The sequence below is a fragment of the Thiothrix sp. genome (assembly GCF_028714775.1).
In the GTDB taxonomy this organism is placed as follows: Bacteria; Pseudomonadota; Gammaproteobacteria; order Thiotrichales; family Thiotrichaceae; genus Thiothrix.
Genome location: NZ_JAQTLS010000001.1, coordinates 152640 through 175369 on the forward strand (window position 1 = coordinate 152640; position 22730 = coordinate 175369).

The window sequence follows — 22730 nt, forward strand, 5'->3', positions numbered from 1 at the left end:
AATTAGGCCATTAACCTTCTTGTTAACAACCTGCAACGGAGGACATACCATGAAAAAGCCAGTTACCCTTTCCATCAGCGCCACCACTTTAGTCGGCGTCTTCTTAAGCCAATCGGCAGGAGCAGCCGTCAGCTATCCTGTAGTGGATACGGGACAGGCAAGCTGCTACAGCGATACGGCTGCAACCACTTGCCCACTGAAAAGCAAAACGTTTTACGGTCAGGATGCCCAAACTATCCGCAATGCCCCCAGCTACACTAACAACGCTAATGGCACGGTCACGGACAAAGTAACGGGACTGATGTGGCAGCAAAGCCCTGACACCACCAACGACGGGCAAATCAAAGCAAGTGATAAATTGGCTTTCAGCCGTGCGCAAACCTATTGCCAAGACTTGGTGCTAGGCGGTTACAGCGACTGGCGCTTGCCGGACATCAAGACGCTGTACTCCCTGATTGACTTCCGGGGAACTGACCCTAGCGGTGCAGGCAACAGTTCTGCTGGGCAGACCCCTTTCATTAATACCAGCTATTTCAAGTTTGGTTACGGTGACACCAGCGCGGGGGAACGTATCATTGATGCCCAATACTGGTCAAATACGCAATATGTCAGCACCACGATGGTCGGGGATGCAACCGTGTTTGGTGTTAACTTTGCGGATGGGCGTATCAAAGGCTACCCCCGCGACAAGTCACCGTTTGGAGCACCCGCCCAATATGTCCGCTGCGTGCGGGGAAACACCGCTTACGGGGCAAACAGTTTCACCAATAACCGTAATGGCACAGTTACAGACGCAGCAACCGGGCTAATGTGGGCGCAAGCCGACAGCGCCAAGGGCATGAATTGGAAAGATGCATTGGCTTGGGTTGCACAAATGAACACCGCAAAATACTTGGGTTACAGCGATTGGCGCTTGCCCAATACGAAGGAATTGCAAAGTATCGTCGATTACACCCGCTCTCCCAATACCACAGGTTCGGCGGCGATCAACCCCGTGTTCAGCGTTACTGGCATTATCAATGAGGCGGGGCAAACGGATGCACCCACTTATTGGAGCAGCACGACCCATGCAAGCAAAACCAGCGGGGTGTATGCGGCTTATGTCGCATTCGGGCGGGCAATGGGTTACATGAATGGCATCTGGCTGGATGTGCACGGGGCAGGAGCGCAACGCAGCGATCCTAAATCGGGCAGCCCCAGCAGCTACCCAACTGGGCACGGGCCACAGGGGGATGCGATCCGCATTTACAATTACGTGCGTTTAGTACGCCAATAACTGACAGTAAAAAGGCCAACCCGCCGAAACAGGTTGGCCTTGATTAGCCCCTTTAGCCCTTTTTATCTATGCGCCCGCATTAACGGTGGTTGTTGTGCGGTTGTGGCAGTGGCTGTAATGGTGCTACCAGCACAGGCTGCGAGTTGTTCGGTTGCAGGTTGCCAAAATGACCGGGTTGCGGGCCATTCGGTTGTGACCAGTTATTGTTGCGGTCGTCACGGCGATCATGACGGCGGGCAACATCACGGTTATTGCTGAGTTTGAAGATGTGGCGGTTCAAGCTAGCTTCTTGACGATCCAGACGGTTGCGTTCACCTGCTGTTACCCGATGATCACGCTTGGCTTGGCGGACGGCTTCAACTAAACGGCGCAATTCACCGCGCAGTTGGCTTTCTTCGCCACGGGTCAGGTCGCCGCTACGTACACCCATATCAATGCGCTGTTCCAATTTACCGACGTTGACGCCAGTGTAGCCACCATGGAATGGGGCTGCCATTGCAGCAGAGGACGCAAACAGTACGCCAGCAACCAGTGCGGTTGAAATCAATGTTGTCTTTTTCACGGTATCGCTCCTTCAATTTGTTTCAGATATTTGCCCTTTCGGTAGGAGTAACAATACGCGCCAATTCAGCAACAAATATGCCTAGATTGTGCAAATAACGTGGAACCTGCCTCCCCTGACTGCGTTATCATGCGCGTGATATTCCCTTAAAAGGCGTTGACATGAAACAGGCATTAATCGGCAGCTTGCTTGCCCTGACCCTTGGCATGGCGGGCTGCGACCAAACTGCGGTGACACCGGATGATTTACCGTGGCAAATTACCACCACCCCAGCGGGCAACCCACAGGTGTTCCGTTTGGAAATGGGCAAAGCCACCCTCAAAGATGTGATTGAGCGCCTGCACAGTTTCCCGGAACTGGCTGTATTTTCGCACGAAAGCGGTAAGCGCAAGCTGGAGGCGTATTTCGGCACGCAACGCATGGGCTTGTTTGATGCCAAAATCATTGCGGAATTACAAGCCGATGCAACGACCTTTGACAAGCTCCAAAACGATGGTGGCAAGCGTGAAGGCATGGCGAGTGGGCAGTGGAAATTCCCCGTGGCGGAAAAGGATATGCCCAGCGTCAATGCCTTATTGGTGAAGAAACTGGTTTACATGCCTGCCATCAATTACGAGCCAGATATTGTCACTGCCCGTTTTGGTGCACCTGATGAGCGCTTGCCATCGGCGAAAGCAGGGATTGAATACTGGTTCTATCCGAACAAAGGCTTGGCGATTGTGCTGAGTAATGACGGTGGTGAAATCCTTTACTACACACCGCCGCAAAACTTTGCCGCATTGAAACAAGAGTTGTTGGAGGCAAAACCGAAAGATGAGTGATGCCCGTACCCCGCCGTGGTGGAAACAAAAGCCCCTCACTGAAATGTCGATGGAAGAGTGGGAAAGCTTGTGCGACCACTGCGCCAAATGCTGCCTGATCAAGCTGGAAGATGAAGAAGATGGCACGGTGTATTACACCGACATTGCCTGCGACCTGTTGGATGGCAAGACTTGCCAGTGCAAGGATTATCCCAACCGCGAAACGCTGGTTCCTGATTGCCTGCGCCTGACGCCGGATAACCTCGAACAGCTTTACTGGATGCCGCCGAGTTGCGCCTACCGCTTGTTGTATGAAGGCAAAAACCTGCCGTCATGGCATCATTTGCTGTCCGGCGACAAAGAAAGCATCCACCGCATGAAACAATCGGTGGTCGGGCGTTTCACTTACGCCGCAGATGTTAACGAAGAAGACTGGGAGGAACGGGTCGTCACATGGCCGTTGAAGCGGAAAATGTAAGCCAACGCCTCGACCGTTGGCTGTGGGCAGCGCGGTTCTTCAAGACCCGCCCATTGGCAGTCGATGCCATCAATGGCGGGCACGTCCACGTCAATGATGAGCGCGTGAAACCAGCGCGGAATGTGCGCCCCGGCGATAAAGTCCGCATTACCAAGGGCTTTGAAACGTGGGTAATCACGGTCAAGGGCATCAACGAACAGCGCCGCCCTGCCCCCGAGGCACGCTTGCTCTACGAGGAATCCGAACACCACCGCGAGCAGCGCGAAGCCGTGATCGAAGAACGCCGCTTGCATGGCGTGAACATCAAAGTGCATAAGCCGGACAAGCGCGAGCGGCGGATGATCGAGCAGTTCAAACAGAACTGGTGACAGCTTCCTACAAGAGGCTATACGCGGCGCGGAAATCGTGATGGCAGGAGGCGCAACTCTCTTTCACTTGATTGTAGATGGGCTTGATTTGGTCGAGCTTCCCAGTTTGGGCGACATCAGCCAATTGCGCGGCGGCAACAGTGAATTTTTCTTGAGCCTGTTTGAACGCTTCCGGCTGTTGCCAGACCGCAGGCAGGGCGCGGCTAGGCGCATAATCGCTACCGGGCGGGAAGTAAGCCCACGGCTGGGTGCTTAAGGCTTTGAGTTGTTGCGCATAACCGAGAAACTCTTTGGCGGAGTAAGGCTCTTTGTCGCGTATCATCAGCCCCATTGCTTCAAAGGTGCGGATATTTTCTTTGAAAATGCGCTCACGCTTGGTGACAGGTTGCCCCGGATGGGTGTCTTCCTTCTGGCAAGCGCTTAACAAGGCAACACAAACAACCGCCAGCAGCGGGACTTGAAACAAGTAATATCTTGAAGAAACCATAATATCCATCATGAGTTATGCCAACTTCGGGGTGAAGCCGGTCGGCTAAGCTAGCTTATCATCCGGTACAACGCAAGAGAGCAACACCCCTGCGGTACATTGCGGTCATTTTAGGGAGCGGATAATTAAAGCCTTCTTAAAACCACGCCCCATCAGTAAAATTAGCAAATGCTTATGAATGGGTGTAAAACGTCACGTAAGACCACTAGGGGAACACATCATGACATCACGTATCACCATTTTTTTCGCTTTGGCGCTGTTTGCGGGCAGTGCATCGGCTGACTTCTTCGATTTCTTCGACATGGGCGATTTCTTCGGCAACAACCGTAATGACCAGAACCACCAAGCGGCAGGTACGGGGCAAGCCAGCCAAAACGGCGCGGGCAAAGGCAACGGGCATTCACGCGGGCGCGGCGAAGCCGACATCAATATGGATTTCGACCTGAATTTCCGTGCCAAAGCTTCCGGCTTGGCGGATGCTGCCAGCAAGGGGCAAGGCCGCACGCAAAACCAAGTACAAAGCCGGGGCGACGTTGCCCAATATCAGGCCAGCCAGCTCAATGCTTACGGGACAGGCTATAACAACGCCAACAGTGCCGTGAACGCCGCGCCGTACAATTACAGCTACGCTTACCCTTACGCCTATTACAATTATTACGCGCCGTACACGCAGCAGCCGTATATGCAAAGCTATTACCCACAGTACTACTACCCGCAAGCTTATTACCTGCCGCCTGCACAGTAGTCTATAGTTGGGGGCAAGATACGTAGGCTCGAAAGGAAAGTCTTATGTTTATGTTGCGCCCCTTCGCTTGGTTGTTTGCTGCACTGCTGGTGGTTGTGGCAGCAGCATCCATTTTCATCCTGACCTTCGACGCGAACCGCTACAAGCCTGACCTTGTGGCCTTGGTCAAGCAGCAAACCGGACGTGACCTCGCAATCGGCGGTGAAATCGGCCTATCGGTATACCCCGACATTGCGCTGAAACTGGAACAGGTGAAACTCGGCAATGCCGCCGGATTTAGCGGGGAAACCTTTGCCAGCGCCGACCATGCGCGGGTTTCTGTGCAACTCATGCCCTTGCTGCAACAGCAATTGCGTGTCAACGACGTGACCCTGCAAGGCATGAGCCTGAACTTACAACGCAATAAAAGCGGTGTCACCAACTGGGCGGACTTACTGCCAGCGAATTCCAGCCAGAAAGATGATCAGGTCGGGCAAGTCATCGCCCGTTTGCTGGGTAATTTCATGGTTGCCGGGATCAGCGTGCAGGACTCGCAAATCCATTGGCAGGATGCGCAAAGCGGGCAAAACCTGAATATTTCCCCGCTCAACCTGAAAACTGGCGTATTGCGCCCCGGCAAGCCCGTGGACATTAACCTTGCCACCCATTTGCAGCAGAACTCCCCGGCGCTGGATGTCACGCTGGATGGTTCTGCAACTGCGCGGTTAGCGGAAAACCAGCAGGATTTCAAACTTTCTGACCTCAAGCTCAAGGTGCAAATGCCCAATAAGCCCAGTGCAGGTGATAGCTTGAATGCCAACTTGAGCGCGGGGGTGGATGGCAACTTGCAAACCAAAGTGCTGGCATTCAGCGGTTTGGTGGCAGCGATCGACATTGCCAGCAAAGCACAGGGCAATATCCACGCCGATGTGAAAGGCACGTTGCGCGGCGAAACCGATGCCCAGCAGTATTTCATGCCCGACTTGCAAGCACAGGTGCAACTGCCGCAGGTGGGTAATGCGCAATTGAGCGGGCGGATGCAAGCCAACCTTGCCCGCGAGGAAGTCAGCATCGGCGGTTTGCGCGTGCAGGCGCAGTTGAATAATCCGAAAGCTGGAAAGGTTGATGCCAACCTCAGCGGTAACATGCATCTGGGCATGGCAGAACAGCTCCTGAAAATCGACGGGATGCAACTGCAAGCCAAAACCCAAGGCGGCAACCTGCCCATGCAAACGGCAGATGTGCAAGCCAGCGGCAGCACCCGCGTGCAGCTAGCGCAACAGCAACTCACTATCGGCGGTCTGCAACTCACCACCAATTTGCAAGGCGACAAACTCCCCGGCGGCAGCTTACAACAGCAAGGCAAAGGCGAACTTGACCTCAATTGGGGTAGCGGCAAAGGCGTAATCGACCTGTTCCAAACCAGCCTGAAACTCATGGGGCAGCAACTCAACGGCAAGCTGCAAATCCGCGACCCAATAGCGGCGCTGAGTATGAGTGGCGAATTCAAGGCCGACGCGCTCAATTACCCGCCCTTCCAATTACAAAAAGCCACACTGGGAGTGCAAATGGCGGATGGCATCCTCACGCTTGCCCCGCAAGGCACACTGTTCAAAGGCGGTTATCAGGGCAATATCCAGATCAATACCAAGCAGTCACCGCCCACGCTGCAAATGACCCACAAAACCAGCGCGTTGCGCACCGAAGACCTGTTTTTCGCCCTCACCCAAGACAAAACCATTACCGGCGCACTCAACCTGACTGCCAACCTGACTTCGGTGGCGGGCGACGCGGCGGCTTTCAAACAACACCTCAATGGCACGGTTGATGTTGCGCTGAAAGACGGCACGATCCGCGATTCCAGTTTTGCGCAAAAAACCAAGCAGGTAGTGAAGCTATTTGAGAAAGAAAGCACCAATGCGATGGGCGAAAAGGAAGTGGCTTTTACCAGCTTAGGCGGGCAGTGGCAGGTGCATCAAGGCACATTCCATACCGATGAAAACGTGTTGCTTGCGCCCTACTTCCAAGTCAAAGGCAGCGGCGATGTGAACACCGTCAACGAATCACTGGATTTCAAACTGCGTATTGGCGAAAAGCCCAAACCTGACAAACCCGAAGGTCTGTTTGCCCCGCTGCACATCCAAGGCCCGTGGAAAAACCTGAGTTACGAATTGGAACTCGATGTATTGCTCAAGGAGTTGGCGAAACAGGAAATCGACAAGCAAAAAGCCGACCTGAAAGAAAAGCTCGACGCCGAAAAGCAAAAGCAGTTGGATGCCCTCAAACAAAAGGCCGATGAAGAAAAAGCCCGCCTGCAACAGCAATTGCAAACTGAAAAGGATAAGTTGCAACAACGCCTGCAAGACCAAGTGCAGAAGCAATTGGGCGGTTCAGGCAATCCGGCAGATGGCAGCGTGCAAGACCAACTTAAGAAAAAACTGGAAGATGACTTGAAGGGCAAGTTAAAAGGCTTGTTCTGATGCCCGTGGTGGATTATTACAGCGTTTACATGGTGCAAGATGGCGATCTCGTGGATGAAGATGTCGCCATCGTCGAACCGCAACAGGCGCAAAGCGTGCGCAGTGGGGATTATTCCTTCAGCCGTTCCAAATACCTGTTGGCAACGCAGGTGTACAAAGATTACAAGACCGAGTTTTACGGCGGTTGCCAGTTTAAGCAGCAACAAAAACTGCTGGTTCCGCTGCTGTCTTCATGCGGTTACACGCCGCGCAAGAGTGCCGTCCGCGCCAATCGTATCGAATGGGAACACATTGTCCCTGCATGGGTTTTCGGGCATCAATTGCAATGCTGGCAAAACGGCGGGCGGGCGCATTGCCGCGACACCAGCAAAGCCTTCCGCCAGATGGAAGCTGACCTGCACAACCTTGTACCTGCGATTGGTGAGATCAACGGCGACCGCAGCAATTTCCGCTACCAAATGATCCCCGGCGAAGCGCGTATGTATGGCAACAAGGTCAATATGGAAATCGACTTCCCGCAACGCACTGCCGAACCGCCCGATAACGTGTGGGGCGATGCGGCGCGTGCCAGCCTTTACATGCGTGACCGCTACGGCCTCAAGCTGGGCGACGCGCAGGAAAAACTGTTCCGCGCGTGGAATAACCTCGACCCGGTAGATCAGTGGGAACAGCAACGCAACCGCCTGATCACGCAATTGCAGGGCAACGACAACCCTTACGTCACTCACTACCGCAAGCTAGGCGACAACGCCGACAGCCCCAGTACACCCCTTGGAAAAACTGCCGAAGCCCAAGACTGGGTAGACCGGCTTTACGCGCTGGTTATGCAGCACAAAGACAAGCTGCCGTATGCGGTGGTGTCACTGATAACATTGCTGTACTTGGGGTATGTACAGTTCCGGCGGCGCAAGGCGTCAAGGAAAACCAAGGCAGGCTGAAGCCCCATAAAACATCATAATTACTGTTTTAATGGCATAATTACAACTATAATACTGTAATTATCCAGTGGGAGTTAACCATGAATCTCCACGAACAAATCCGCGCCCGCCGCCGCGCCTTGGGTTTGACCCAATCTGACATGAAAACCCGCATCGGCATGGGGCAACAGCAATACCAACGCATTGAAGCGGGCGGCAATGCCAATCTCGATACCCTCAAATTGATCGCTGATGGGTTAAATGCTGACTTGCTGCTGATCCCGCGTAACCAAGTCCAAGCTGTGCTGGAAATGCTAAACGGCGTAGAAACAGATGCGGAAAACCCGTGGCAAGACCTATTGGGTGATTTATACGAAGGGGCAAAGCAATGACACCCCCCGAACAAGCAAGCACCCTAGCCCTACACCTGTACGGTACGCACATCGCCTATGTGGTCGGCTTTGCCAATGGGCAGAACATTGTAACCTTCACACCCGATTACCTACACGCCAGTGAACGCCCAACACTTACCCTGACCCAATTGGGCAAGCCCCAACTGCTGGAAAAACCGTGGCATACCCGCCAGCGCTTACACCCCGTGCTTTCCAACTTATTGCCGGAAGGAGCGTTGCGTGCATGGGCAGCGCATCAATTGAAAATTCATCCAGATAATGAATTCCCGCTGCTGGCGTGGCTCGGCAATGATTTGCCCGGCGCACTGATTGCCAGCCCGGTAGAGCCTGCGCATGTCCCCACGTGGGCATTGGCAAGACGCGCCCAAAGCACACCCGTACTCATCCCCGTTAGCCATTACGGGCAACGCTTTTCACTCGCTGGCGTGCAAATGAAATTTTCTGGCAAACACCAAGACGGGCGTTACCACGTTACCCAAGCCGGAGAATTGGGAGATTGGATTATCAAAACACCCTCGACCCTGTACCCCGGCGTACCACTCAATGAATACAGCAGTATGCAACTGGCAAAACTGGCGGGGGTCGAAATCCCCGAAATCCGTTTGCTGCCAATGGCATCACTAAACGGCTTGCCGAATATTGCCTTGCCAGCCGAAACCCATGCCTACGCTATCCGCCGCTTTGACCGTGATGAGGCGGGGGGACGCATCCACAGCGAAGATTTCGCCCAAATCCTGCAAAAATACCCGCATGAAAAATACCGCGACAGCAACTATGAAATGCTGGGGCGCATCCTCCACCAATACAGCCATGACAACATCAGCGACCTGCAACAACTGGCACGCCGCCTGCTGGTCAACATCCTGCTCGGTAATGGCGATGCCCATTTGAAAAACTGGACGGTACACTATCCCAACGGTATCACCCCACAACTTGCCCCCGCTTATGACATCCTCCACACCCAAGCCTACATCGCCAATGAAACACAAATCGCCCTCAACATGGGTGACGAAAAAGCTTGGCACACACTGGGCTGGCAACATTTCCAACGCTGGGCAAATAAAATTGGCGTAGCCTGGCCTGTCATTGAAACAGCATTACAAGACACCCTGCAACGCGCCCGTGACCAATGGCCTAAAGCCTTGCGGGAACTCCCCATGCTGGAAGCGCATCAAGCTAACTTGCGGATGCACTGGCAAAAACTCTCCCCCGATTGGCGCATCGGCTAAATGGCGGCACGTTTTTCCTTCATACAGCAAATAATCATGATCTTGCTGGGGATGGTCATTTCTAGCGCCTCGCAGGCCACCCCAACCTTGCTTGTCCCTAACGAACAAATCACGCAAAGCGTCAGCCTTTCCCCCTATCTCGAACTGCTGGAAGACCCGACCCAGCAACTGGGCATTACCCAAGTCAGTTCCGCAGCGTATTCCCATCGTTTTGTACCGAATACCGCTGCTGTGCCTGATTTCGGGCGTAGCCGTTCGGTATGGTGGGTACGTTTCCAACTGCATTCTGAACACACACAGGAATGGTATTTGCTGCTTGACCGCCCCATCGGCGGAATCACGGAAGCCTTCTTAGCGCCGGGAACGCAAAGCCATTTGCACCGTTTGGACGACTTCCGTTTGCCCGTGTGGCATTTGACTATGGCGGCAGGGGATTCTGTCACGGTATACCTTCGGGCAAACAATGGGCAGGCATTATTGACTTTACCCCTCAAATTGCTGGGTGCAGAAACCTTGCTAAAAACCAACAGCAGGGAAGAGATTTTGTTCACCGCCCTGTTTGCGGGAATGGCAATCCTAGCAGTGTATAACTTATTGCTATTTTCCAGTTTACGGGAATACAGCTACCTGAGTTTGACCCTACTGTTGTTTGCCAGCGACCTGTTCATTTTGCGTGAAACCAACCTATTTCCTACCTTGGCATGGCTGAATAACCCAACACAGTATTTTTACACCACACCTTTGCTATTGATGTTTATTACGGGCTTCCAGTATTGGGGCTATGTCAATCAAGGGGCAAGCAAGATCATGGGGCATTTGTGTCGCTGGATACCACGCCTATCAGTGATGGCAATCCCTTTTATGGGACTAGCATACCGGGGGGAACAAGTCATTTTTGGCATTGGCTTGTCCTTAATGCCTGTTATTTTCGTCCTTACCAGTTTAATTGTGTGGCAAGGGCATCGTCCCAGCCGCGTTGCATACGGGGCTTTAATTACCCTGATTATTGCTACCGCACCTTATTCCGCCATGCAAGCTGGCTGGTTCACGCATGACAAACCCTTTGTCTACCTTGCTGCAAGCGGATTTTTGCTAACGGCTTTGTTACTGTCCTTTGTTCAGGCGGAACAGACCCGTTGGTTGCGCGAGGCAAAGGAACGGGCGGAAGCCACTGACAAGGCCAAAGACACCTTCCTCACCACCATGAGCCATGAGTTACGCACGCCCATCCACGCAATCATTGGGTTGGCTGATCTGCTGCGCAAAACGCCCTGCCCAGAAGCGCAAGCGGTGTATCTGGAAAAACTGCTGTCCTCATCACACCATTTACAGGGGCTGGTGGATGATGTCCTTGACCTGTCGCGGATCGGTGCTGGAAAGCTGGAACTGGAAACCACCGCTTTCCGGTTAGACGAAGAACTGGACAAGCTGCACCAGATGTTCAGCCTCGCTGCCCAACAAAAGAGCTTGGTGTTATCCGTCACGAAAGCCATGCCTCCCGGTTTGCAGTTGCTGGGCGATTTGGTACGCCTGAAACAAGTGCTGGTCAATTTGCTGGGAAATGCCCTGAAATTTACCGAGCAAGGCAGCATTACTTTGACAGTGCGGCAAATGACAGGCGATGCGGGCGGGCATATCCACCTCTATTTTGAAGTGAACGATACTGGCATTGGCATCAGCAGCAACCAGCAGCAGTACTTGTTCCAAGCGTTTTCCCAAGCGGACAGTTCTACCGCACGCCGCTACGGTGGTTCCGGCTTGGGTTTGGTAATCAGCCGCAAGTTGGTAAAGCTAATGGGCGGTGAGTTGGAATTAGAGAGCGAACCAAACAAAGGCAGCCGTTTCTTTTTCACCCTCACATTCCCGCTCATACAAGAACAGCCCAATCCAATGGCAAACACCCCAAGTGCACTGAACAGTTTGGCGGGGAAAGGTTTGCACGTGCTGCTGGTGGATGACGACATACTCAACCGCTATCTCGGCGAACAGATGCTGGATAAGCTCGGGGTCAAAGCGACGGTGGTAGAAAGCGGGCAAGCCGCACTCCAGCAATTGCAACACCAAACCTTCGACTTGGTGATGATGGATGTCAGTATGCCGGACATGGATGGCTACACCACCACCCGCCACATCCGCGCTGCCGGATTCACCGCGTTGCCCATCATTGCCGTGACTGCCCATGTGATCGAAGGGGAACCCGAACGCTGCCAAGCCTCAGGAATGGATGGTTATCTGGGCAAACCGTTTGGGCTTGAGGCATTACATACCCTGCTGACCCAATACACTGACAAGTAACAGCCTAGCCTATACCCCGCTATACTTAAAGCATGAAACCGCAAGACACCCTCCATTTCAGCTACCGCGCTTTACGTGCCTATCCGGGGCGTACTGCACTGATCCTGCTGGCAATGTGTATCGGTGTCGCTGCCATCATCTTGCTCACTTCATTGGGGGAAGGCGCTCGCCTGTACGTGATCGGGCAGTTCCAAGGTTTGGGGTCTAACCTGCTGATCGTATTGCCGGGGCGTTCGGAAACCACCGGCGGTGCGCCGCCGCTCGTAGGCACGACCCCACGTGACCTGACGCTGGACGATGCACTTGCCCTGCAACGCAGCACCGCCATCAAAGACGTTGCCCCCATTATCCTCGGCGCAGCACCTGTTTCGTTTGATGCCCGTGAACGCGAAGTAACCATCATGGGTTCCACCCCCGCTTTGCTCAGCGCCCGCCAACTGGAGCTTGCCATTGGGCAATCGCTGCCTGACGGCAACCCGCGTGTCGCCACTGCCGTGTGCTTGCTGGGGGAAACGGTGTGGAAAGAACTGTTCGCCAACCGCAATGCCTTGGGTGAATGGGTACGCATCGGACAAACCCGTTTCCGCGTGATCGGGATACTCGCGGGCAAGGGGCAATCCATGGGCAGTGACATGAGCGACATGGTGGTGATCCCGGTTGCCAGTGCCCGGAACTTATTCAACGCCCCCTCGCTGTTCCGCATCATCGTCACCGCCGAAAGCAAAGGGCAACTGGAACAAGCCAAACAAGACATCGAACACACCATCAGCCAACGCCACGACGGGGACAATGACATCACCATCATTACCCAAGATTCGCTGATCGGCACTTTCGACAATATCCTCACCGCGCTGACGTGGGCACTCGGCGGCATTGCGGCGGTCAGCCTGATTGTCGCGGGCATCCTGATCATGAACGTGATGCTGGTCGCGGTCAGCCAACGCAAGGCGGAAATCGGCCTGCTCAAAGCTTTGGGCGCACCGACTTCGCAAGTTTTACGCCTGTTCCTCACCGAAGCAACCTTACTGGCAAGTGCGGGCGGCATGATTGGTTTGCTGCTGGGCTTGGGCGGGGTATTCGTGCTTAACCAAGCCGTGCCGGATTTCACCGCGCAACCACCGCTGTGGGCGCTGATTGCCTCGGTGCTGATTACTTTCATTACTGGCTTGGTATTTGGCAGCATTCCGGCGAAACAGGCAGCGCGGCTTGATCCAGTCGCGGCGCTGTCGGGGAGGTAGCCATGCTGCTCGCCGACTACCTGCACCTTGCCACCACAAGCATCCGTTTCAGCCGGATGCGCAGTTTCCTCACCGCTTTGGGGATCGCGGTCGGGATTACCGCCGTGGTGTTGCTGACCGCCTTGGGCAGCGGGGTGCAACAGTACATCCTTAACCAATTTACCCAATTCGGCGCACACATCATTGCCATCAACCCTGGCAAAAGTTCAACATTGGGGGTTTCGGGCGCAATGATCAGCAGCGTCCGCCCGCTGTCGATTGAAGATGCGGATAGCTTACGGCGCATCCAAGGCGTCCAAACTTCCGTGCCAGTGGTGCAAGGCAACTCCCCGGTGGAGGCAGGCGAACGTACCCGCTGGACAACCGTGCTCGGCGTCAACCACGAAACCCCGCAAACGTGGCAGCTCCCCGTTGCCAGCGGGCAATTCCTGCCCGACGATGCCGCCCGCCAAGCACGTAACCTTGCGGTGATTGGGGCGAAAATACGCTCCGAATTGTTCCCCAACAGCAATCCTTTGGGGCAACACATCCGCATCGGGCAAGAACGTTTCCGCGTCATCGGGGTGATGGAATCGAAAGGGCAAATCTTGGGGTTCGACATGGATGATGCGGTCTACATCCCGACTGCCCGCGCCCTTGCGCTATTCAACCGCGAAGGGCTGATGGAAGTCGACGTGCTCTACCAGCCGGGTGCGGATGAAACGAATATAATCAAACAAATAAAAATAATCTTGAACCAACGCCACGGTGCTGAAGACATAACCATAACCAGCCAAAGCGATATGCTCAAAACACTGGGTTCTATCCTCACCATCCTCAAAGCCGTGGTGGCGGGGATTGGGAGCATTTCGCTGTTGGTCGGCGGCGTGGGCATCCTCACGATCATGAGTATTGCAGTCAACGAACGTACCGGAGAAATTGGGCTATTACGCGCCTTAGGCGCATCACGCCAGCAAGTGACACGCCTGTTCTTGCTGGAAGCAGCGGCATTGGCAGGTCTAGGGGGGATTGCGGGAATGGTGGTCGGAATCAGTATTGCGTGGCTATTACACGCGGCTATGCCCTCAATGCCGGTGAAAATCGACTGGCTATACGTGCTATTGGCGGAAAGCGTGGCGATAGTCACGGGCTTGCTGGCAGGCTTTGCCCCAGCACAGCGGGCATCTGCTTTGCCGCCCGTCGATGCACTACGCAGCGAATAATAATCACTCAATAGCAGAGAAAATAGCCATTTGGGATATTTTAATTTAGTATTTTCCGTTCCAGCAGCTAAACTACCTGTAATATCTAGACGCTGGCTTAGGGCTAATCACCGACATAAAGAAGAAGTATGAGCAACAATGGCTTAACAACATGCGAGGGTCACAGCATCCTAATTGTGGATGATGATTTAGTCCTTCAAGAGCTGCTTGGGCAATTTCTGCATCAGCAAGGTTTTCAAGTAACCCACGCTAAAAATGGAGAAGAGGCAAGCAGAATCCTCCCCCAACATACCCCTGCTTTAATCATTCTCGACATCATTATGCCGGGCAAAAATGGCTTGTATTGGCTGCAATGGATTAAGGAAAACTGCCCCCACATGCCGGTGCTGATCCTGTCTTCGCAATCCAGTGACCAAGAGCGGATTCAAGGGCTGGAACTGGGGGCGGAAGATTACTTGACTAAACCATTCCACCCCAGAGAATTGCTCATACGGGTGCGCAACATCTTGCGTCTTTACTTAAACAATGGCAAAAAGACTTTCATGATTGGTTCCTGCCTGTTTGACCCTGAGCGTGAATTGTTAATCCGTTGGGAAACGGTTCCCACTAAATTGACACCGGCTGACACCCAATTGCTACTGTTTTTCTGTCAAAATGCGGGGCAAATCCTGACGCGGGATGCCATTTCTCACGCCTTACACGGCAATGAACACAACCCACTGGACAGAAAGATAGACATGCAGATCAATCGGCTGAAAAAAAGGATCGGGAACACCATTGATGTATCCAAGCATTTGCAAACCGTTTGGCGCAAAGGCTACCGTTTTATCCTGTGAAATACGGCAAACAGCATGAAAATACTGACCGACTCATTAGGGGAGGAAGGGGCGAAACGCTTTCTGGAATTTTCCCTCCCACACATCCAGCAACGCAACAGCGCCTTGCTCGCCTGCTTGTCAGTACAAGATTGGCAACAAGCCGCTGCCCAAGCACACAGCATCAAGGGAACCGTGAATTTGTATGGCTCCCCCGATTTGCTTGAACATCTGGACAAGATCATCCGCAAGGACATAGAACATATCCACACGCCACACTTCACCGACAGCCTCAAACAGCAATTGTCGACAACTGAAGAAGAAATAATTAATTACTTATCAATTAGATAGAAATACTGCGGCTCACCAGTAACGGCAAATTGTTACAATTTGTGACAGTTTTTTGCGTGACAATTCCCCACTTCCGCTATTAAGCTCCTATTCAGTTAGTTACTGCGTGGGCAGGACGCTCACGGTTTGCGATAAGGAGTAGGATAATGATACTGATAAAAAAACTGCTGCCGTACAGTGTATGTCTTACGGTTTTACTGACAACACAAGCAAGCTTGGCGGAGTCCAAGTGGGCAGATGCAGAACACAAAAAATTTGGGGACACCATAACAGAGGGGACGGGGGAATCCACAAACCCCGTTACCCCTTATATTGAAGCGGCGGCAATGCTACACAGCAGCCTGTACAAGCACCTCCGCGAATCGGACGATTTCGTCAAACTGGAAAGCCTCGCCAACGTTTTATGGCAAGAAGAGTTTGATAAAAAAGACTGATACGATTTTACACAACCTGACTGAATGCGCCATTTCAATAAACAGTCAGGTTGTCTTTTTACGCTTCCTCTGTGACCAGCCCTGCCTACTCCCTCAACGGGTGGAGGCTGGTTTTTTTCTTTCATTCCGTCTTTAATACAGGCACATGACTTATCCGAAGAAGCCCATGCACCTGTTCCGCGCTTTTCCACCCGTTTTCTTGCTGTTAGTGCTGTTTTGGCAAGTCGGAATCATCCCTGCTGCCAGTGCCGATGCACTTCTGCCTGCACTTGTGCTGAAAAATGATGCGACCACCCTATCCGCCGCCCCCTTTATGGAAATCCTCGAAGACCCAACCCGGCAATTGGGGTTAACAGAGGTAACAAGGCAGGAATTCAATGCGCGGTTTGTTGCCAACACCCAAGATATGCCCCAGTTCGGCAGAACCCATTCAGCTTACTGGGTACGCTTTAACTTACTCAACCAATCGGACTTGAAGTGGTTTCTGTTGTCGGATGCGGTACTGGGCGACCAGTATGATTTGCACTTGCTTTCAGGCAGCCAAGAAGTGACCGCGAAGTATGCGCATAAAATGGAGGATTACCGTCGCCCAGCTTGGTCACTGACGCTGCCTCAGGGTCAGCCCTTGCAAGCTTACATCCGCGCCACCAATGGCGATTCGATACTGAACATGCCAGTGGAACTGCTGACGGCAGATACCATGTTGGAACGCACCAAAGATAATTATCGCTTGTACAGCAGTGTCTACGGGGCGTTGTTGGCACTGGCGGCTTACAACATGCTGCTGTTTTTTTCCCTGCGGGAATCCCGTTATTTGATCCTCGTCGTGCATATTTTGGCGATGATGGCCGCCATCCATGTCCTTGCACCTACCTTTAGCTTCCTCAGTTTTGTGAACAATACAGGTTCGCATTTTTTCACTGCACCTGTTTATATCGCGATGATTTCATTAAGCCTGTTTACCCGCGTGGTATTGGAAACCAAAACACGTTTGCCCACGTTTGACCGCACCCTGAAAAGCCTCGAAAGTTTAGCGGTAGTGCTGACCGCAGTGACTGGCTGGATTCACAGGGGCACGGCACTAGCACATGCACTGGCGCTGGTCATGCTGGTGAGCGTGTTTATTACCAGTCTGGTGACAACAAGGCGGGGCGACCGGATTGCGAAATATTTCGCCAGCATCTATTTGCTGATTACCCTGTTCATCGCACCCGCGCTGCTGGTACTGGTGTTGGGGGAGGATAGCTGGAATATCCACGCCTTTTATGTCGTCGGAATACCTGTGGGGCATGTGATTTTCATCCTGCTGCTATCCATCGTGCAAGCCGAGCGAGTACGCCTATTGCGCGAACAGATGCAGCACACCCAAGCCCTCAGCCACGCCAAAGGCGAATTTCTCACCACCATGAGCCATGAATTGCGCACCCCGATGAATGCTGTCATCAGTACGGGTACGCTGCTGCAAAAAACACCACTCAACCCGCAGCAACAAGATTATGTGGATAGGCTGGGAACGGCGTCCAACCACATGCTGAACCTGATTAATGACATTCTGGACTTGTCCCGCACCGAAAACCATCGGCTGGAGCTGGCAAACCACGCCTTTACCCTCAGCGAATTACTGGCAAATCTGGATAAGCTGTTGGGCGACCAAGCCCGCCAGAAAAGTTTACATTTGAATTTGCAGACGTGGTTTCCTGAGAATACCCCTCTCAGAGGTGATGCAACGCGCCTGAGCCAAATCCTGCTGAACTTGCTGGGCAATGCCATCAAATTTACCGAATACGGGCGGGTTGACCTGTTTATCCGGGAAGTCATGCAACCAGCAACCGGCAAAGCCTTGCTTCAGTTTGAAGTCGTTGATACCGGCATGGGCATTTCACTACAACAGCAGGAAAGCCTGTTTGAACCCTTTGCCCAAGCCAACGCCAGCATTGCCCGACGCTACGGCGGCACTGGCCTTGGCCTTACCATCAGCCGCAAACTGGTGGAACGCATGGGCGGTACACTGACCGTGGAGAGTACGCCCGGCGAAGGTTGCCGTTTTTACTTTGCCCTCGCCTTTCCTTTGCATATTCCTCGCCGTGCCGCAGAAACACCGGATAATGGGTTGAAAGGGAATTTGTCGGGTACAAACACACACATCCTGCTGGTCGATGATGACCCCATGAACCTGTTTTTCGGGCGCGAATTGCTGCAAACCCTCGGCGTACAAGTCACCACCGCCGCCAGCGGCGCAGAAGCCATCCAACAACTGCAACAGCAAGCCATCGACATCGTATTCATGGACGTAAGTATGCCGGAGATGGATGGCTACGAAACCACCCGGCGGATTCGCGCCGACGTGCGCTTTGCCACCCTGCCGATTATTGCCCTCACCGCCCATGCCATCGCCGGGGGACGCGAACGCTGCTTAGCGGCAGGGATGAATGATTACCTCACCAAACCGTATGTGCTATCCGACCTGCATAGCACCATTGAGCGCTGGGCGCGGCTGCAAAACGCTTGCTGAAAAGCGTGCAAAAAAGGCGAGAAATGACTAAAAATACTAAATTAGGTAAACTATACTTTAACTAATTAAGAATTTTAGTGTCATTCCCATGAAAATATCACCATCAGAACTTATCAGTGTCCTTGCGCAGTTTAACCCGTGGTGGCGTGGCGGACGCATACCCAGCTTACCTACATGGAAACGTGCCGCATGGCATGAACTCAACGAATGGGTAACACAGCCCCCGGTTCACCGTGCGGTCTTGCTGTCAGGCGCACGTCAGGTGGGCAAAACCACCTTGCTGCTACAGTGCATTGAAGACCTGCTGCAACAAGGCGTACCCGCCGCTAATATCCTTTACGTCACTTTTGACCATCCCATGCTCAAGCTGGGTGGTATTGATGCGGTGTTAGCTGCATGGCGTGAGCGTGAACCGCGTGCTGATGGCATTGAGTACCTGTTTTTGGATGAAGCCCAATTCATCCGCGACTGGGGGACGTGGGTCAAGCACCAAACGGATTTCATCAAAGATCGGCGCATTGTGTTTACGGGTTCAGCCACACCATTACTGGAAGCCGAACAAGAATCTGGCGTTGGGCGTTGGCACGCCATCCGCATGACTACGCTATCATTCTACGAGTACCTGCAAATCAAGCAGCTCGACTTACCTGCCTTACCGCCGCTACGTTCCTTGCGCTACCTATTCGATTGGACGGCGCAAGACTTTTACCGCGTAACAGAATTGGCAGTGCCGTATACCGGGCATTTCCATGAATATTTGGTACGCGGCGGTTTCCCCCAAACCGCGCAGATTGATAGCGTGGTACAAGCCCAGCGTTTGTTGCGGGAAGACATTATCGACAAAGTGCTAAAACGGGACATGACCGCCTTGTTTGGGGTGCGGCGGGTGCTGGATTTGGAACATACCTTCCTGTACTTGTGTATGCACGACGGCGGGCTGCTGGACATGACGGATTTGTGCAGCAACCTGCAAGTCAAACGTCCGACAGCGCAACATTTTATCGAATTGCTGGAAGCCACCCACCTGATCTATCGCCTGCCTCCGTTTGGCTACGGCAAAGACGTGTTGCGGGCGCGTTACAAAATTTATCTAGCAGATGCGGCAATTTCATCCGCTGTATTGCTGAAAGGTAAGAATATTCTGGATGACCCCACCGCTCTGGGTGTTGCCACCGAAACGGCTGTTTTCCGCCATTTGTTCGCCCGCTATTACGCCCAGCAAGTGCGCTTTACTTACTGGCGCGGAAAGCAAGAACGTGAAGTTGATCTGGTAGCTGAGGTTGGCGGGCAAATTGTCCCGTTCGAGGTCAAATACCGCGCCCAGCACACCGGCGTGCGTGAACTCAAGGGGTTGATGGAATTGTGCCAGCAAAAAGCTATCGGTCGCGGCTACGTCGTTACCAAGTCACTGGATGACTTTGGGTTGCTAGCAGGAACACCGGAAGGCATTAACATCATGCGCTTGCCCGCACCGTTGCTGTGCTATTGGATGGGTGAAGCCGAATTGTATGGTGTTGCAGAATAATTGTTGTTCTGAATGTCATGTGCTTTTCCGTTACAATCCGTCTATGGATATATCACCAATACTAGAACCCCTAAATCCCCAGCAACGGCTGGCCGTTTCCGCCCCACCCAAGCCGATCCTCGTGCTCGCAGGTGCTGGCAGCGGCAAAACCCGCGTGCTGGTGCACCGCATTGCGTGGCTGATTGAAGTTGAAAATGCTTCGCCGTTCAGCATCCTTGCCGTGACCTTTACCAATAAAGCGGCGGCGGAAATGCGCGGGCGCATCCAAGAGCTGCTGCAAGTACCCAGCGGTGGCATGTGGGTCGGCACGTTCCACGGCTTGGCGCACCGTTTGCTGCGCCTGCACTGGCAACTGGCGAAATTGCCGCAGACCTTCCAAATCCTCGATTCCGAAGACCAGATACGCATGATCAAGCGGATTTTGAAATCGTTGGAATTGGATGAAACCCGCTTCCCGCCGCGCCAAGTCGCCAGTTTCATCAACTCGCGCAAGGACGAAGGCTCGCGCCCGCAGCACATCGAAGACCGGGGTGATTTCAACCAACGCCAGATGGTGCAGATTTACACGGTGTACGAACAAACCTGCCAGCGCAACGGCGTGGTGGATTTCGCCGAACTGCTGCTGCGCTCGCTGGAACTGCTGCGTGACAACCCGGAACTGCAACAGCATTACCGCAACCGTTTCCGCCACATTCTGGTGGACGAATTTCAGGATACCAATTCACTGCAATACGCTTGGTTGCGCTTGTTGGCGGGCGACCAAAACCCGGTATTCGCGGTCGGTGATGACGACCAGTCGATCTACGGCTGGCGTGGGGCAAAAATCGAAAACATCCGCAATTTCACCAAGCATTTCCCGGAATGCGAAACCATCCGGCTGGAACAAAACTACCGTTCCACCGCCAACATCCTGAATGCCGCCAATGCGCTGATCGACAATAACAAAGGGCGTTTGGGCAAAAAGCTGTGGACAGACGGCAAGGATGGCGAACGCCTGCACTTGTACGCCGCCTTCAATGAGTTGGACGAAGCGCGTTTCGTCGCTGCCCGCATCCAGAAATGGCAAGCACAAGGCGGGCTACGCAGCCAAGTCGCAGTACTGTACCGTTCCAACGCGCAATCGCGGGTATTTGAAAGCACCTTCAACGAAAACCGCATCCCTTACCGCGTGTATGGCGGGTTGCGCTTCTTCGAGCGGGCGGAAATCAAAGACGCACTGGCGTATCTGCGCCTGACCAGTAACCGCGTTGATGATGCCTCTTTCGAGCGCGTGATCAACCATCCGCCACGCGGCATCGGCGAACGCACCGTGGACATCCTGCGCACCCAAGCCCGCGCTGACAATAAATCGCTGTGGGAAACCACCAGTGCCGCATCAACCTGCGGTGAATTGACCCCACGCGCTGCCCACGCCGCACTGGCTTTCATCCACCTCATCAACCGCATGGCGACCGAAACCCAAGGCTTACCACTAGCGGAACAAGTGCAGGTAGTGATCGACCTTGCCGGATTGAAAGAGCATTTCCTCGCCAAAGAAAAAGGCGAAGCAGGCCAAGCGCGGGTCGACAACTTGAACGAATTGGTTACAGCCGCGCACGGTTACACCTATGTGCAAACCGACGATATGCCGGAAATGGACGCACTTTCCGCCTTCCTTTCCCACGCCGCATTGGAAGCTGGCGAAGGCCAAGGCGAAGCGGGCGAAGACTGCGTGCAAATGATGACCCTGCATTCGGCGAAAGGCTTGGAATTCCCACTGGTGTTCTTGGCGGGCTTGGAAGAAGGCTTGTTCCCGCACCAAATGTCCGCCGATGACCCCGCACGGTTGGAAGAAGAACGTCGCCTGTGTTACGTCGGTATTACCCGTGCCGAACGCGAATTGGTGATGAGCTACGCGGAACAACGCATGTTGCACGGACGGACGCAATTCAACCCACCTTCACGTTTCCTGCGCGAATTGCCGGAAGAATTGGTGGAAGAAGTGCGCCCGAAAGTGAAAACCTACCCCACAGGTTATCAAGGCAACAAGTTCCGCCCCGCCGAACCACCACCCGTTCGCGTCCCCAACAAATACGCCGAAGCCGAAACCGGCTACCGTATCGGGCAGCGCGTGCGCCACGCTAAATTCGGTGATGGGATAATTACTGCATCGGAAGGTTCCGGCGCACACTCACGGGTACAGGTGAATTTCAAAGCAGTCGGCAGCAAATGGCTAGTGTTAGGCTACGCCAATCTGGAAAAAATATAAGCTGCCAAAACCAGTAAGGGTGTCGTCGTGCACCCTTACTGCGGCGGAAGACTTGCGAAAATTTCGTCGTAATGCGCCCATGTTACCTGCGCATCTTCGGCGGATACTTTTTGCATGACCTGCCCCAGACTGATCATGACGTAATCACCCACCGCGAGTTCTTCGCCCAGCATCATCAGTAGACTGACCTCGCGTTCAATGCCGCGTGCTTCACACCGGGCGCTTAAACCGCTGTCATCCAGTGAAATGATCTGCATCGGGATCGCCAAACACATGTCTTTTCCTAATCAATATCAATATTTCTGCATGTTACGCACTTGACACCCCTGTGTGTTGACCAATGTCAAACGCAGGCGACAGGAAGTGCCCACAATAG

The 22730-nt window shown here is 53.5% G+C and carries 21 protein-coding genes; 18 read left to right on the forward strand and 3 right to left on the reverse strand.

The genetic code is table 11. The features are described 5' to 3' along the window. Positions 1–49 precede the first annotated feature (49 nt). A complete protein-coding gene (locus PHE17_RS00800) occupies positions 50–1276 on the forward strand; it encodes a DUF1566 domain-containing protein (RefSeq protein WP_301013879.1) in 1227 nt (408 codons plus the stop codon). Positions 1277–1355: 79 nt separating this feature from the next. Here PHE17_RS00800 and PHE17_RS00805 read toward each other — a convergent pair whose 3' ends face one another. Then, complete coding sequence (locus PHE17_RS00805) at positions 1356–1838, reverse strand: hypothetical protein (RefSeq protein WP_301013880.1); 483 nt, start codon at positions 1836–1838, stop codon at positions 1356–1358. A 161-nt stretch (positions 1839–1999) separates the two neighbouring features. Here PHE17_RS00805 and PHE17_RS00810 point away from each other — a divergent pair, with 161 nt between their 5' ends. The 3 genes from PHE17_RS00810 to PHE17_RS00820 are packed head-to-tail and all read left to right on the forward strand — an operon-like array spanning position 2000 to position 3484. Beyond that, a complete protein-coding gene (locus tag PHE17_RS00810) occupies positions 2000–2659 on the forward strand; it encodes a hypothetical protein (protein ID WP_301013881.1) in 660 nt (219 codons plus the stop codon). Beyond that, on the forward strand, positions 2652–3116 hold the full coding sequence (locus PHE17_RS00815; RefSeq protein WP_301013882.1) for a YcgN family cysteine cluster protein: 465 nt from the start codon (positions 2652–2654) through the stop codon (positions 3114–3116). The genes PHE17_RS00810 and PHE17_RS00815 overlap by 8 nt, the downstream gene beginning before the upstream one ends. Then, a complete protein-coding gene (locus PHE17_RS00820; RefSeq protein WP_301013883.1) occupies positions 3092–3484 on the forward strand; it encodes an RNA-binding S4 domain-containing protein in 393 nt (130 codons plus the stop codon). The genes PHE17_RS00815 and PHE17_RS00820 overlap by 25 nt, the downstream gene beginning before the upstream one ends. 7 nt (positions 3485–3491) lie before the next feature. On the opposite strand, the gene PHE17_RS00825 is transcribed toward PHE17_RS00820, so the two are convergent. After that, complete coding sequence (locus tag PHE17_RS00825; protein WP_301013884.1) at positions 3492–3971, reverse strand: cytochrome c; 480 nt, start codon at positions 3969–3971, stop codon at positions 3492–3494. A 220-nt stretch (positions 3972–4191) separates the two neighbouring features. Here PHE17_RS00825 and PHE17_RS00830 point away from each other — a divergent pair, with 220 nt between their 5' ends. The 14 genes from PHE17_RS00830 (at position 4192) to uvrD (ending at position 22354) form a co-directional block, all read left to right on the forward strand. After that, positions 4192–4716 (forward strand): hypothetical protein, encoded by a 525-nt coding sequence (locus PHE17_RS00830; protein WP_301013885.1) that lies wholly within the window; start codon positions 4192–4194, stop codon positions 4714–4716. Positions 4717–4760: 44 nt separating this feature from the next. Next, a complete protein-coding gene (locus PHE17_RS00835) occupies positions 4761–7175 on the forward strand; it encodes an AsmA family protein (RefSeq protein ID WP_301013886.1) in 2415 nt (804 codons plus the stop codon). Beyond that, positions 7175–8113, forward strand: coding sequence for an endonuclease (locus PHE17_RS00840; RefSeq protein ID WP_301013887.1), 939 nt, complete (start codon positions 7175–7177; stop codon positions 8111–8113). The genes PHE17_RS00835 and PHE17_RS00840 overlap by 1 nt, the downstream gene beginning before the upstream one ends. A gap of 80 nt (positions 8114–8193) precedes the next feature. Further along, positions 8194–8484, forward strand: a complete 291-nt coding sequence (locus tag PHE17_RS00845) for a helix-turn-helix transcriptional regulator (RefSeq protein ID WP_301013888.1) — start codon at positions 8194–8196, stop codon at positions 8482–8484. After that, positions 8481–9734 carry a type II toxin-antitoxin system HipA family toxin gene (locus tag PHE17_RS00850; protein WP_301013889.1) on the forward strand — a complete coding sequence of 418 codons (1254 nt, stop codon included), beginning with the start codon at positions 8481–8483 and terminating at the stop codon, positions 9732–9734. Before PHE17_RS00845 ends, PHE17_RS00850 begins: the two co-directional genes overlap by 4 nt. Then, positions 9735–12029 (forward strand): hybrid sensor histidine kinase/response regulator, encoded by a 2295-nt coding sequence (locus tag PHE17_RS00855; protein WP_301013890.1) that lies wholly within the window; start codon positions 9735–9737, stop codon positions 12027–12029. It abuts the gene before it with no gap. Between the two features lie 32 nt (positions 12030–12061). Continuing rightward, entirely contained in the window at positions 12062–13267 is a 1206-nt protein-coding gene (locus PHE17_RS00860) for an ABC transporter permease (RefSeq protein ID WP_301013891.1), read from the forward strand. A 2-nt stretch (positions 13268–13269) separates the two neighbouring features. Continuing rightward, positions 13270–14469, forward strand: coding sequence for an ABC transporter permease (locus PHE17_RS00865; RefSeq protein ID WP_301013892.1), 1200 nt, complete (start codon positions 13270–13272; stop codon positions 14467–14469). A 128-nt stretch (positions 14470–14597) separates the two neighbouring features. After that, positions 14598–15305, forward strand: coding sequence for a response regulator transcription factor (locus tag PHE17_RS00870; protein WP_301013893.1), 708 nt, complete (start codon positions 14598–14600; stop codon positions 15303–15305). A 15-nt stretch (positions 15306–15320) separates the two neighbouring features. Further along, the gene (locus PHE17_RS00875; RefSeq protein WP_301013894.1) at positions 15321–15635 is read left to right on the forward strand and encodes an Hpt domain-containing protein; all 315 of its coding nucleotides are present in this window, start codon (positions 15321–15323) and stop codon (positions 15633–15635) included. A 146-nt stretch (positions 15636–15781) separates the two neighbouring features. Continuing rightward, positions 15782–16069, forward strand: coding sequence for a hypothetical protein (locus tag PHE17_RS00880; protein WP_301013895.1), 288 nt, complete (start codon positions 15782–15784; stop codon positions 16067–16069). Positions 16070–16235: 166 nt separating this feature from the next. Beyond that, positions 16236–18581 carry a hybrid sensor histidine kinase/response regulator gene (locus PHE17_RS00885; protein WP_301013896.1) on the forward strand — a complete coding sequence of 782 codons (2346 nt, stop codon included), beginning with the start codon at positions 16236–16238 and terminating at the stop codon, positions 18579–18581. Between the two features lie 88 nt (positions 18582–18669). Beyond that, the gene (locus PHE17_RS00890) at positions 18670–20106 is read left to right on the forward strand and encodes an ATP-binding protein (RefSeq protein WP_301013897.1); all 1437 of its coding nucleotides are present in this window, start codon (positions 18670–18672) and stop codon (positions 20104–20106) included. A gap of 43 nt (positions 20107–20149) precedes the next feature. Continuing rightward, on the forward strand, positions 20150–22354 hold the full coding sequence (gene uvrD / locus PHE17_RS00895) for a DNA helicase II (RefSeq protein ID WP_301013898.1): 2205 nt from the start codon (positions 20150–20152) through the stop codon (positions 22352–22354). 35 nt (positions 22355–22389) lie between these two features. Here the strand turns inward: uvrD and PHE17_RS00900 are convergent, their stop codons facing one another. Next, on the reverse strand, positions 22390–22629 hold the full coding sequence (locus tag PHE17_RS00900; protein WP_301013899.1) for a HypC/HybG/HupF family hydrogenase formation chaperone: 240 nt from the start codon (positions 22627–22629) through the stop codon (positions 22390–22392). Positions 22630–22730 lie beyond the last annotated feature (101 nt).

What these genes read in the sequence shown, in the direction of transcription:
- PHE17_RS00800 (WP_301013879.1), top strand. Translation starts at nt 50, where the DNA reads ATGAAAAAGCCAGTTACCCTTTCCATCAGCGCCACCACTTTAGTCGGC.
- PHE17_RS00875 (WP_301013894.1), top strand. Translation starts at nt 15,321, where the DNA reads ATGAAAATACTGACCGACTCATTAGGGGAGGAAGGGGCGAAACGCTTT.
- PHE17_RS00880 (WP_301013895.1), top strand. Translation starts at nt 15,782, where the DNA reads ATGATACTGATAAAAAAACTGCTGCCGTACAGTGTATGTCTTACGGTT.
- PHE17_RS00860 (WP_301013891.1), top strand. Translation starts at nt 12,062, where the DNA reads ATGAAACCGCAAGACACCCTCCATTTCAGCTACCGCGCTTTACGTGCC.
- PHE17_RS00850 (WP_301013889.1), top strand. Translation starts at nt 8,481, where the DNA reads ATGACACCCCCCGAACAAGCAAGCACCCTAGCCCTACACCTGTACGGT.
- PHE17_RS00885 (WP_301013896.1), top strand. Translation starts at nt 16,236, where the DNA reads ATGCACCTGTTCCGCGCTTTTCCACCCGTTTTCTTGCTGTTAGTGCTG.
- uvrD (WP_301013898.1), top strand. Translation starts at nt 20,150, where the DNA reads ATGGATATATCACCAATACTAGAACCCCTAAATCCCCAGCAACGGCTG.
- PHE17_RS00820 (WP_301013883.1), top strand. Translation starts at nt 3,092, where the DNA reads ATGGCCGTTGAAGCGGAAAATGTAAGCCAACGCCTCGACCGTTGGCTG.
- PHE17_RS00840 (WP_301013887.1), top strand. Translation starts at nt 7,175, where the DNA reads ATGCCCGTGGTGGATTATTACAGCGTTTACATGGTGCAAGATGGCGAT.
- PHE17_RS00825 (WP_301013884.1), bottom strand. Translation starts at nt 3,971, where the DNA reads ATGGTTTCTTCAAGATATTACTTGTTTCAAGTCCCGCTGCTGGCGGTT.
- PHE17_RS00855 (WP_301013890.1), top strand. Translation starts at nt 9,735, where the DNA reads ATGGCGGCACGTTTTTCCTTCATACAGCAAATAATCATGATCTTGCTG.
- PHE17_RS00835 (WP_301013886.1), top strand. Translation starts at nt 4,761, where the DNA reads ATGTTTATGTTGCGCCCCTTCGCTTGGTTGTTTGCTGCACTGCTGGTG.
- PHE17_RS00900 (WP_301013899.1), bottom strand. Translation starts at nt 22,629, where the DNA reads ATGTGTTTGGCGATCCCGATGCAGATCATTTCACTGGATGACAGCGGT.
- PHE17_RS00845 (WP_301013888.1), top strand. Translation starts at nt 8,194, where the DNA reads ATGAATCTCCACGAACAAATCCGCGCCCGCCGCCGCGCCTTGGGTTTG.
- PHE17_RS00870 (WP_301013893.1), top strand. Translation starts at nt 14,598, where the DNA reads ATGAGCAACAATGGCTTAACAACATGCGAGGGTCACAGCATCCTAATT.
- PHE17_RS00810 (WP_301013881.1), top strand. Translation starts at nt 2,000, where the DNA reads ATGAAACAGGCATTAATCGGCAGCTTGCTTGCCCTGACCCTTGGCATG.
- PHE17_RS00830 (WP_301013885.1), top strand. Translation starts at nt 4,192, where the DNA reads ATGACATCACGTATCACCATTTTTTTCGCTTTGGCGCTGTTTGCGGGC.
- PHE17_RS00865 (WP_301013892.1), top strand. Translation starts at nt 13,270, where the DNA reads ATGCTGCTCGCCGACTACCTGCACCTTGCCACCACAAGCATCCGTTTC.
- PHE17_RS00815 (WP_301013882.1), top strand. Translation starts at nt 2,652, where the DNA reads ATGAGTGATGCCCGTACCCCGCCGTGGTGGAAACAAAAGCCCCTCACT.
- PHE17_RS00890 (WP_301013897.1), top strand. Translation starts at nt 18,670, where the DNA reads ATGAAAATATCACCATCAGAACTTATCAGTGTCCTTGCGCAGTTTAAC.